Raw genomic sequence first — 12238 nt, forward strand, 5'->3', positions numbered from 1 at the left:
TTCCGACTACTCTATTCTCCCCAGCATAGCTGGGGGATTAGACTTTTCATTCAGAGCCATGCAAAATGGAAGAAAATTGCGAATCATGCTTGCATGAATGAGCGGTTTTCTTCCTTTTCATATGGCGAGAAGCAACATCGAGATGCAGCGTAAGCGGAATCGAGATGGGGCTCTGAATAGTTACTTTCCTATTATAGTCTGAATCATTATATAGGGAAATTCCCCCTTTTGGCAAGCTTTTTCTATACCGTCCCAGACTTTTATCCCGTATCCGAAAAGTATCCTTTTCCACAACAAAAAAGAAGAACTCCTTCGGAAAAAGGTTCTCCTCTCAGAATTCTTCTTTTTGTTTTTTTGTTCCAAAACCATAACCGTTTCGGAATTTTAAAAGCATTTCTTTTTTTGTCCATACACCCAGTCCGCATACATTTCCTTCACGGATGGATAGACATACTCCACAAGATACTGTGAGCCCTGCATTTCTTCGCGTGTAGATTCGCCCGAAAGCACAAGGGCTGCAGAAATGCCCGCTATGTTTGCGCACGCAATGTCCGTATAGAGACGGTCTCCCACAAGAACAGCCTCATCGCGGGTTCTGCCTGTCATATCAATCGCCATCTCAACCATCCGTGTACCTGGTTTCCCGATATAAGTCGGCATGCGGTGGACAGCATGTCCGATCATCTCGCAGATGGAACCGCAATCCGGCACGTAGCCGAATTCAATCGGACAAACATAGTCCGGGTTCGTTGCAGCGTAATCAAGCTCCGGGCGCTCTGTCAACAGCCGACAGATATCTGTCAGTTTTTGATACGTCAATTCATTATCATAGCTCGCAAGCACACACGCAATTCCTTTTTCCTCTGGATCACGGGTGGTATACACGCCGAAGCTCTCCAATTCCCGAATCAGAGAATTCGTTCCCAGCACATAGACGAGACGGGATCCATATTTCTGTTTTAGGTAATGAGCTGTCGCAACGGATGCTGTCAGAAAGTTTTCGCTTGTTGTCTGGATGCCCAGCTTTGCAAATTTTTTCCGGTAATCTGCCACACTCATCGTCGTATTATTTGTGATAAACACATAATCTCCACCGTATTCGGACAGTCCGTTTAAAAACCGGTCTGCTCCCGGAATCAGACGGTTCCCCACGCAGATGGTTCCGTCGATGTCCAAAAGGAACAGCTTTTTTTCTCCAATCGGTATCACTTCGCACTGCGGCACGAAACGGCCACATCCGGGTAATTGGTGATGACTGCATCTACACCGGCATCCATCAGGCGTTCGATCTCTGCCTTATCATTGACCGTCCATACATGCACAGCAAGATCGCTTTCCACATACCTCTGAAGAAAGTCTGCCATCTGCACATGAAAGGTGGCCGGATGAAGAGCTCCTGTTCCGATTTTTTTCGCATAATTCACGACATCATAAATAATATCTGCGTAGAGGATGCCTGTGCTGGCTTTCGGATCCAGTTCCAGAATTTTTGCAATACTGTAATGGTTAAAGGAAGAATAAATCACACGGTCCTCCATCTCCATCTCTTTTGTCAGTTCGAGTACCTTTTTTTCCAGGCCTTTGTACCAGAAAATACCGGTTTTCAGCTCGACATTGATCGTCATTCCCGTTGGCTTTAATGCTTCATATACTTCGCGAAGCGTCGGGATTTTTACATTCTGATACTCCGGATGTGTCTTATTAAAGTTCAGGGCCTTTAATTCCGCAAGTGTATAATCTTTGACAAATCCGCTTCCGTCACTGACCCGGTCGATTTCTTCATCGTGGACAACAACCATCTCGCCATCTTTCGTCAGCTGTACATCCAGCTCCACACCGTCTGCTCCATGCTCTGCCGCAAGAAGAAACGCTTCCAGTGTATTTTCCGGCGCATATGCACTGGCTCCTCTGTGTGCCCATACTTTTGTTTTCATCTCGTATCTGTCCTCCATTTTCCGTTCCCATTTCCAAATCTGCACTCTTTTCTATCTTTTGTCCCGGCTGCAGCTTTTTTTCTTTTATCGTAAACCCTGAAAATAATTAAAAAAAGCGGTACTGACTCTTTTGCATTATTTGGAGGCTTACTATAAATCCGGAAACACGCCGGATTTTTGTCTCCGACGCATTTCCAGTCATATCTGAAAAATCATTTCCGTAACTCGGATCTTCCCCTTCATAGAAACCGTTCAAACACGCTTTGGGAACTCGTTTTTCTTCACTATAGGACGAAATCTTATTTTTGTAAAGCCTGTCTCTTATTCATTTACCAGATTATAATCCTCGATGGAGCTGTTAATCTGGGAAGCCATCGATTCTACTGCTTTCTCCGGGGTCTCATTTCCGTTGATCATATTCTCGATTTCTGTTTCCACAATCTGTCTTGCCTCCGGGAATACAGAGAGAAGTGCGCCGGCATACTGCGGCTTGGAATCGTGCAGCTGATCAATCGCGGTCTGGAACTGCGGATACTGTGCTACATTATCTTTGAAGGTCTGCTCCTCATCGGCGGCTGTTGTAACTGGGAAGTAACCAGTCTCGGCATTCCAGTATGCCTGAGATTCCGGGGAAATCAGGAATTTGATAAATTTCCAGGTAGCAGCTGCTTTCACATCGTCGTTATTGTTCAATGCCCAAAGAGAAGCTCCTCCAATGGAAACACCGCCCTCATCGCCGTCCTTGATTGTCGGGAAATATGCAGTTCCAACCTCGAAGCTTCCGTTGACATCCTGCAAAATCTGCTTCAGAGATGCGGTAGAGCCAAGGGTGATCGCTGCTTTTCCGGAAGTAAAGTCTGTCGTTGCGGTATCACTTCCGGCACGGCCTACGTTTGGTGCAACGTCGGCATCATTCAGGGCTTTCCACTCATTTAAGATGTTGAGCGCTCCGCCGTTGGAATCAAATTCAACCGCAGTAGCAGCAGCATCACGGCCATTTCCATTATCCGCATAGGAAAGTCCCTGTTTGCAGAGCCACTGTTCGAAATACCATCCATAGATGGAGAGTGCCAGCGGTTCACCGGCTCCGCCCTTTGTTTTCAGATCATCACCGATGGCAAGAATTCCTTCCAGGCTTGTAGGAACCTCGGTGATCCCTGCTTTTTCAAACATATCTTTGTTGTAATACAGAATCGGTGTGGACGAATTGAATGGCATCGAGTACAGCTCATTGTTTACCGTATAATAAGCAGCGATATTCGGCTCGATCTGGGAAATGTCATAGCCATCTGCATTAATCAGCTCCTGCATCGGAATGACCCAGCCGGAATCAATCATAAAGCGTGTTCCGATATCATAAATCTGTACCAGGTCTGCTCCCATATTTCCGATCTGTGCACTTTTCAGTTTGTTAATCGTATCATCATATTCTCCCTGATAAACCGCCTCAACGGTAATGCCATCGGTATTCTCTTCATTGAATTTATTGACAAGATAATCCATCGCTTCGCCATTGACACCTCCCATGGAATGCCAGAAGGTAATCGTGGTTCCCTTCGTATCCTGGTTTAAGTCCGGTGCTTCTGCTCCATCCGCCGTACTTCCTGCCTCAGTGCTGGCTGTGGTTTCATCTGTTGTCGCACTCTGTGCCTCACTCGTTGTTTTTCCGCCTCCGCATCCGGTAAGCGCCATAGCTGCCATAGAAGCCGCAAGAATTGATGCAATCACTTTTTTCTTCATTTTTTTCTCCTCGTTTTCATACAGTTTTCTATTCTTTTTTCTGTCACAGGAATCAGCCCTTGACTGCTCCCGAAAACATTCCTTTGATTAAGGCCTTCTGGCCCACGATAAAGATGGAAATGGATGGAATGATAATCATTACTACGCCCGCCAGCATCAGGGTAATCGACTGTGCGTCGACGCTGTTCAGCATACTGATACCAATCTGTACGGTACGCTTGCTGTCCGAACCTGTAACCAGCAGCGGCCACATGTACATATTCCATGCATTGATAAAGGTGTAAACCGCCATTGCTCCCATTGCTGACTTTGTCAGCGGCATCAGGATTTTTACGATAAACCGCAGATTACCGCAGCCGTCCAGCTTCGCCGATTCATAAAGCGAAATCGGAAAGGTCATGTAGAACTGGCGGAACAGGAAAATTCCCATTGCAGAGGTAAGAGAAGGCAGGATCAGAACAATATAGGTATCGAGCAGTCCGAGACTTCCTACTGTCAGATAATTGGAAATAATGGTTGCCTCACCCGGCACCATCATGGTCGCCATGACCAGCATAAACAGAACATTTTTTCCTTTGAAGTTCAGGAAAGAGAAGGCAAATGCCGCAAGAGAACACGTTACAATCTGACCCAGTGTAATGCTGCCCGCAACCAAAAATGAATTCAGGACAAAGCGTACCAACGGGATTTTATGAAATGCTTCCACAAAATTTTCCAGTGTCGGATGTTTGGGAACGATATTCATCGCCATTGTGTATAACTCGCCGGACGGCATAAATGCTACGCTGATGGTATAAAGCAGCGGAAACAGCATAAACAGGCAGACAATCAGGTTCATGATAACCAACGCTGTTTTCTGAATCATTTTCTTTCTTTTTGCTTTTGCATTCATTGCCAGATGCAGTGCCTGCAGCTCCTCTGCAGAATAAGTTTTGGGTCTGGCAATCGTAGTTGCTATCGTAGACATCAGTATTTTACTCCTCTCTTTTCCACGCGGAACATAACCAGGGTAAGCGCCATGACAATCAGAAACAAAACAACGGACTGTGCAGCTGCGCTTCCAAACCGGTAATTAAAAAACGCATCACGGTAAATCGAATATACAATCAGGTTAGTGGATTCTCCCGGTCCTCCCTGTGTCAGGATTTTCACCTGTCCGAATGACTGGAATGCCTGAATAATGTTAACAACCAGTGTGTAAAACATGATTGGAGAAAGTCCCGGCAGTGTCAGCTTAAAAAATTTCTGTACTGCATTCGCGCCATCCACAGAAGCACGCTCATAAATCGAATCGTCGATGTTTCCAAGTCCCGCTGAAAAGTACAGGAAATTGATGCCACTGTTCAGCCATGCCGTGAGGACAGCCACACAGATCAGCGCATATTTCGGATCGCTGACCCAATTAATGCTCACATGCAGCAGTTTGTTTACGATACCGATCGTGGGATTTAAGATAATCTTGAAAATCATGGCGCCTGAGCTCGATGCTACTGCCATTGGGAGTGCATAGGAAGTACTGAATACCCGGATTCCCGGAAAAGCCTTGCTGCAAAGAACTGCTCCCAGAAGGCCAAGCGCCATACTTCCGACTACAACAATCGCCACAAATTCCAGCGTAACCCAGAGGCTGTTGTAAAAGGATGGATTCGATAATAAGCTTTTATAGTTGTCCAGTCCCACATACAATTTCGCTTCTCCAAGCTTGTTTGTCTTATACAGGCTCAGATAAATGGTCTTAATAAACGGATAAAACAGAAAGATGCTAAAGATCACCATACTCGGGATCAGATACATATAAACTTCTGCTTTTTTACACTTTTCGATTACTTTTTTCACTTCTTGCTCCTTCTTATGCTGTTGCACGTTCTTCTTTTTCAACCGGCAGAGATAAAATATTTTCTTCTGTAAACGGATCAAAGATCTGTGCTTTCTCCATATCTGCATACAATGTAATGCTTTCCTTTACAGCAACCGGTGCCTCGGAAGGCACTCTTGCTGTAATCAGATTTCTTCCGGTATTCATATGCAGATACGCTTCTGCACCTATCATCTCCCGCAGGTCAACAAATGCCTTCAACTGATTCTCTTCATAACAGATCTGATGTGCGGAAGCGGTTATTTCGTCCTGTAAATCCTCCGGTCGCAGGCCCAGGATCATCATTTTTCCGAGATAAGCACGGCGAAGCACCATTTCATTCTCTCCTCTGACACGAAGGGTAATTCCTCCGTCTGCCTCCAGATAAACCGCTCCGTTTCTTTCCATCACCATCGTTTCCATAAAATTCATACTCGGAGCTCCGATAAAACCAGCCACAAATTTGTTTGCCGGATGGCGGTAAATCCGCTCCGGTGTATCCGCCTGCTGCACAACACCGTCTTTCATAACAATAATTTTTGTACCAAGCGTCATCGCCTCCGTCTGATCATGGGTAACATAAATCACCGTCGTTTTCAGTTCCTTATGTAATTTTGCCAGCTCCACCCGCATCTGTGCCCGCAGCTTCGCATCCAGATTTGAAAGCGGCTCATCCATTAAAAATGCTTTCGGCCGTCTCATAATTGCGCTTCCAATCGCAACTCTTTGTTTCTGACCACCGGAAAGTGCTGCCGGTCTCCGGTCAAGTAAATGCTCAATTCCAAGCATTTTAGCTGCCTCATGTACCTTTTTATCAACTTCATCCTTGGGCTGTTTCCGGATTTTCAGAGAAAACGCCATATTTTCATATACCGTCATATTCGGGTAAAGCGCGTAGTTCTGAAATACCATCGAAAGATCGCGATCCTTTGCTTCTACATAATTACAAAGCTGTCCATCAATCCAGAGCTCCCCGCTCGTAATCTCCTCAAGACCGGCAATCATCCGAAGCGTCGTCGATTTTCCGCAGCCGGAAGGTCCAACAAAAATCACAAACTCCCGATCCGGTATTTCAAGCGAAAAATCCTGAACCGCATAATGTTCCTTATCATAAGATTTACAGACATTCTTCAACACAATATTTGACATTCGTTTTTCTTCCTCCTCGTCTTGTCGAGATTCATTATACCTTTCCTTCCGTAAAGCCCACTACCACCGCTTTGTAAAATACCCGTTAATAAAATAACCGGCTACTTTACAAAAATCTTTTACATTTTCTCTCATCTCCGTCTCCATCCCCTTCTTTTCCAGCCATTTTTCCAGATCACTCTTTGTAAAATCCCCGAAAATCACCCGCAAAACCAATTTTCAAAACGAGTTCTGAATAGCCATTCTTTTTCCCAATACCAGACAGATTATTTTTGACACAAAAAAAACGCCGCAACTCTCAAAGCTGCAGCGCTTTCTCATCATAACATACCATATTCTTCTTTCATGTCAACGCAGTGGGCGCTCCCGCGCCCACATCCGTGTCCGTCCAAACCTATTCCACCGGTTCCGCCGGCACAAACACCCTGCTGTTTTCCTGTTCTTTTGGTTTTTCCGCTCTTTCCGTTGCCTCCCTGCAGAAATACTCCTGTGAATTCACCAGCGTCTTTCCGCGCTTATCCGGCTTTGTATACGTTCCGTCTGCCTGTAAAATACTGGCTTTCACATTATCCTTCATCTGGATATCAAGAATATGCATTACTTCTTTCTTGATCTGCTCATCCTCAACCGGGAACACGATCTCCACCCGTTTTTCCAGATTTCGCGGCATCCAGTCCGCGCTTCCCATAAACACCTCTTCATTTCCACCACTGTAGAAGTAGAAAATCCGCGCATGTTCCAGGAAATTGCCGACAATCGAGCGAACGGTAATATTCTCGCTGACACCCGGGATTCCAACCTTCAGGCAACAGATTCCCCGGATAATCAGGTCAATCTTTACTCCGGCTGCCGAAGCACTGTAAAGCGCCGCAATAATATCGCGGTCGCATAACGAGTTCATCTTCGCAATAATATGCGCTTTCTGTCCCTTCTTTGCGTGCTCCTCTTCCATCGCAATCAGATGCAGGAACCGGTCCTTCATCCAGAGCGGTGCAACAATCAGTTTGTTCCAGCGATCCGGCTCCGAATGGCCCGAAAGCATGTTAAATACTGCTGTTGCGTCCTCACCGATCTTTGCATTGCATGTCAGCAGACCACAGTCGGTATACAGCTTTGCCGTAGAATCGTTATAGTTTCCCGTGCCAAGATGTACATATCTGCGAATACCTGTCTCCTCACGCCGAACCACCAGTGTAATCTTACTGTGTGTTTTCAGTCCCAGAAGACCATAAATTACATGGCATCCCGCCTTTTCCAGCATCTTTGCCCAGACAATATTGTTTTCTTCGTCGAACCGTGCCTTTAATTCCACCAGTACGGAAACCTGTTTGCCATTTTCCGCCGCCTGAGCCAGTGCTGCAATAATCGGAGAATTGCCGCTCACACGGTACAGCGTCTGTTTGATTGCCAGTACATCCGGATCCTTTGCTGCCTGTTGTACAAATTGCACGACCGGATCAAACGTCATATAAGGATGATGCAGTAAGATGTCTCCTTTTCGGATGTTTGTAAAAATGTCATCCTCATTCATCAGCGCCGGAACTGCTGCTGGAATGTATTTTGGAATTTTATACTCATCAAAGCCGTCGAGCCCATACATTTTCATTAAAAACGTCAGATCGAGCGGTCCCGGAATCCGGAACAGATCGTCTTCATCGATGTCAAACTCTTTTTCCAGCATCTTCAGGAGCCGCTTATCCATCTTATCTTCCACTTCCAGACGGATCACTTCTCCCCACTGACGTTTTTTAAGCTGCTTCTGGATCTCTTTTAACAGGTCGGAAGCCTCATCCTCATCGATCGAAAGATCTGCATTTCGCATAACACGGTACGGATGCGCGCAGACCACATCGTAGCTTAAGAACAGCTTTCCAATGTTCCGCTCGATGATCTCCTCCAGAAGAATCACATACCGCTGTCCCGTCTTTTCATCCTGCGGAAGCAGAATAAAACGCGGCAGTACCGAAGGAACCTGAACCGTCGCAAATTCCAGTTCTTTCTCTTTTTCCTTCTCCTTGCCTTTCTTCTCTTTCTTATCCTCCGCACGGCTCAGAAGCGAATCCTCTTTCTTCTGCACCAGTGCACCGATATTCAATGTTTTGTTCCGGATCAACGGGAACGGGCGGGCCGAATCCATGGCCATCGGGGTCAGAACCGGGTAAATGTTTTCCTCAAAATAGGAATCCACATACTCCGCCTGCTCCTTCGTCAGCTTCTCGTGCTCACTGATAATCGTAAGGCCAACGTGCTCCAGAGACGGAACCGCCGAGCGATTGTACGTATTGTACTGCAGCTGCACCAGCTCATGCGTCCGTTTGCTGATTTCGGTAAGCTGCTCCTTCGCATCCATGCCGGACAGATCCTTTTTCGTATAGTTTGCATGCACCTGGTCTTTTAGTGAAGCCACACGAACCATATAAAACTCATCCAGGTTGGAGGAGGTAATGCTGATAAATTTCAGACGTTCAAACAGCGGAATACTCTTATCCCGCGCCTCGTTTAAAACACGCTCGTCGAAGCTGATCCAGCTCAATTCCCGGTTTCGAAAATATTCCGGTTTCTTATATGGTGTTATATCCATCTTGTTCGCCTCCTTACATCTGCCGTTTCATCTTAATAATCGGCTGTATGCTGAATACCTCATTGAAAAAATCTAATTTATCCTGGCACAGTCCCTGCTCCAGTGTGAAATCACGGTCAACCGTCAGAGACAGATGCAGTTCTCTCTCCTTTAAGGCAGCGCGGATCGACTGGATTTTCTGCAGGTGACTCCGATCTAGTGCATTCGCCAGACGGACGATTGCTGTCAGCTCCGATACGGTCAGATACTGTTCTGCACTAAGCGACGATTCCATCACCAGCTCATCGTAGGATGGAAGCACTGCCGTATTGTATTTTGCAATCAGTGCGACCATCTCCCGTTCAATATGGGACAGTCCGATGATTTCGTTTGACATGATAATATTATAGGAAGAATCCGCTACATTATTAAGGCTGATGTATTTTCCGACATCGTGCAGCATCACCGCCATCCGAAGCAGCAGCCGCTCGCGTTCTTTCATGCCGTGCATCTTTTTCGTCGCATCAAACATGGCAAGGGCCGTCATCTCCAGGTTCTGGACGTGCGGGCGATTCACCGCGTACCGTTTTCCGATATTTTTTGCCGCCATCAGAATATCATTTTCGAAATTATGACCGCCTTTCAGCAGTTTCATCTGCTCCGCATACTCGTATGCAATACCACGTGTCATATGCACGCCCGGAATCCAGATATGCTCCGCACCCATCATATCAATCAGACATTTATAAATCACAGCAGACGGGTACATCAGTGAAGCGTTTTCCAGCGGAATACCAAGTTTTACAGCAAGCTCCATCGGTGACTGACGGATAATTTTCTCATACCAGGTATTAAAGTTTTCACGGGAAATGATTTTTGTCGTTTTTTCTTCGATATTCTGATAAACACTGTCGGTGAAAACATCGCCGATCAGCATAATGTTTTCGATTTTACGGTCTTTCAGATACATCTTTTTAAAGCTCGATACTTCATTCCAAATCAGCTCTTCGACCATCTCTTCGTAATGTTCCGTCTCACTCTGAATTCCGGCAAGACGCTCGCGGATGCGAAGACTTCCCATGCGGATGTTCTGTGTTGTGACAAGTGCATCCTTGTCGAACAGGGAAATCTGAAAACTGCCACCGTCAAGATCGAGAATCGCAGTTCCCTTTTCAATGATCTTGTTAAAATTGTCCTCCATCGCCGCGAGCGCTTTATAGCTAAGAAAACGCTGCTCCGAGTTGGAGAGAACAGTGACAGAAAAACCGGTCAGCTGATGAATTTTTCCAAGGACATAGAGACTGTTCGACGCCTCACTGATCGCACTGGATGCCGTTGCACGGTAATCGTCCACGCGATAGCCTTCCATAATCCGCACAAAATCTGCGAGTACACGGCACAGCTCTTCTTCCATTTCAGGGCGAATTTTTCCCAACGTGTACGTATCTTTTCCAAGCTCCATCCGATGACAGATCTTATCCACGCTTCGGATTCCCTGTTTTTTGGAGATCTCGAAAATCTCCAGAATGACGTCGTAGCTGCCGATATCAATGGCAGCAAATGTGGAATACTGCATATATGCTTTTCCTCCTTCTTTTTCAAAGGATATCCCAAAAAGCCCGCTCCCAATACCAAGCGGACTTTTTGACCTTTTTCTTTTTACTGTTTTCCGAGCAGATAATCGATAAACTGCTGTGCGGTACGGCCGGACAGACCGCCGTGGGACAGTTCCCATTTGTTCGCTTCTGCCAAAAGCTCTTCCTCACGCAGCGTCACGCCGTATCGTTCGGCCAGTGTGGAAACAATCTTCTGGAATTCTTTCTTATCCGGTGCACCAAAATAGATGCTGACGCCGAAACGGTATACCAAGGATAGTTTCTCCTGTACGGTGTCGGAAGTATGCATATCCTGTCTTGTTCCTTCTTTATCACTGTAATCCTCTTTAATCAGATGGCGACGATTGGAGGTTGCATAAATAAGAATATTGTCCGGACGTTTTTCCAGGCCTCCCTCAATGACAGCTTTCAGGTATTTGTACTCAATCTCAAACTCTTCAAAGGAAAGGTCATCCATGTAAATAATGAATTTATAATTTCTGTTTTTGATCTGTGCAATCAGCTCATTTAGATCCTGAAACTGATGCTTGTAAACCTCGATCATTCGCAGTCCCTGATCGTAATATTCATTCAGGATACCCTTAATGCTGGAGGATTTTCCGGTTCCGGCATCGCCAAAAAGCAGACAGTTGTTTGCTTTCTTGCCCTCGACAAACGCTTTCGTGTTGTCGATCAGCTTCTGCTTTGGAATTTCGTAGCCGACAAGATCAGAAAGGCGCACATCCGGAATGTTGGTAATCGGGATAATCTCAACGTTCTCTCCTGTATGCGCAATACGAAATGCCTTGTGAAGTCCCAGTTTTCCCACTCCGAAATCTTTGTAAAACTGAACCATATCAGCCATAAATTCATCTGCGGATGCAGCCTTTGCCAGACGGATGGCCAGCTCACAGATACGATCCCGGACTTCTTTGTTGAACAGTTTATTTGGACTGTCCGTGTTCTCGTAGGAACTGATGACAGAGGCATCGCCGGACTCAAAAATCTCATCAAAAACACAGATATCAAAATCAAACAGTTCTTTGAAACGGACAAAATCATGTTTTGCCATCTGGTTGATGCTTCCCTCGACTTTTCCGACAATCTCGCAGGAGGTAGAAAATGCATTTTCTTTGTTGACCAGAAGATATGTCAGATAATCGTGCCAGAGATTTCCGGAGAAGCCGTAGCGGTTTGCCATCTCGACAAGGCGGTTCAGTGCCTCGTAAAACTGCGGCTCATATGCGCTCATATTCTCACGGAACCGGCGGTCTTTTAAGGAAATCTGAGCATTGACCAGTTTTTTGTAGGTCTCCACCAGTATCGTCATATCGCGCAGTACCTCTCCCTCTGCGAAATCGCGGTAGAGGATACATTCTTCTATTCTAATCATCTTTTTGTCTCT

9 protein-coding genes are annotated in these 12238 nt (G+C 45.9%); all 9 read right to left on the bottom strand.

The annotated features are described in order from the left end of the window. Positions 1-384: 384 nt before the first annotated feature. Positions 385-1224 (bottom strand): HAD-IIA family hydrolase, encoded by an 840-nt coding sequence (locus DXB83_RS13025; RefSeq protein ID WP_243108931.1) that lies wholly within the window; start codon positions 1222-1224, stop codon positions 385-387. Beyond that, positions 1206-1934, bottom strand: a complete 729-nt coding sequence (locus DXB83_RS13030) for a glycerophosphodiester phosphodiesterase (RefSeq protein ID WP_022462396.1) — start codon at positions 1932-1934, stop codon at positions 1206-1208. Before DXB83_RS13030 ends, DXB83_RS13025 begins: the two co-directional genes overlap by 19 nt. A 321-nt stretch (positions 1935-2255) precedes the next feature. Beyond that, positions 2256-3674: an ABC transporter substrate-binding protein gene (locus DXB83_RS13035; RefSeq protein ID WP_022462395.1), complete on the bottom strand. Its 1419-nt coding sequence runs from the start codon at positions 3672-3674 to the stop codon at positions 2256-2258. Positions 3675-3726: 52 nt separating this feature from the next. Then, complete coding sequence (locus DXB83_RS13040; protein ID WP_442857844.1) at positions 3727-4539, bottom strand: carbohydrate ABC transporter permease; 813 nt, start codon at positions 4537-4539, stop codon at positions 3727-3729. 101 nt (positions 4540-4640) lie between these two features. Beyond that, positions 4641-5468: a carbohydrate ABC transporter permease gene (locus DXB83_RS13045; protein ID WP_118697757.1), complete on the bottom strand. Its 828-nt coding sequence runs from the start codon at positions 5466-5468 to the stop codon at positions 4641-4643. Positions 5469-5523: 55 nt separating this feature from the next. After that, on the bottom strand, positions 5524-6678 hold the full coding sequence (locus DXB83_RS13050; RefSeq protein WP_022462392.1) for an ABC transporter ATP-binding protein: 1155 nt from the start codon (positions 6676-6678) through the stop codon (positions 5524-5526). A gap of 394 nt (positions 6679-7072) precedes the next feature. Beyond that, positions 7073-9259, bottom strand: a complete 2187-nt coding sequence (locus tag DXB83_RS13055) for an RNA degradosome polyphosphate kinase (RefSeq protein ID WP_118697743.1) — start codon at positions 9257-9259, stop codon at positions 7073-7075. A 13-nt stretch (positions 9260-9272) separates the two neighbouring features. After that, positions 9273-10814, bottom strand: coding sequence for a Ppx/GppA phosphatase family protein (locus DXB83_RS13060; RefSeq protein WP_022462390.1), 1542 nt, complete (start codon positions 10812-10814; stop codon positions 9273-9275). 83 nt (positions 10815-10897) lie between these two features. Continuing rightward, positions 10898-12226: an ATP-binding protein gene (locus tag DXB83_RS13065; protein WP_055222098.1), complete on the bottom strand. Its 1329-nt coding sequence runs from the start codon at positions 12224-12226 to the stop codon at positions 10898-10900. Positions 12227-12238 lie beyond the last annotated feature (12 nt).

This window comes from Blautia sp. OM06-15AC (assembly GCF_003481425.1).
In the GTDB taxonomy this organism is placed as follows: domain Bacteria; phylum Bacillota; class Clostridia; order Lachnospirales; family Lachnospiraceae; genus Fusicatenibacter; species Fusicatenibacter saccharivorans.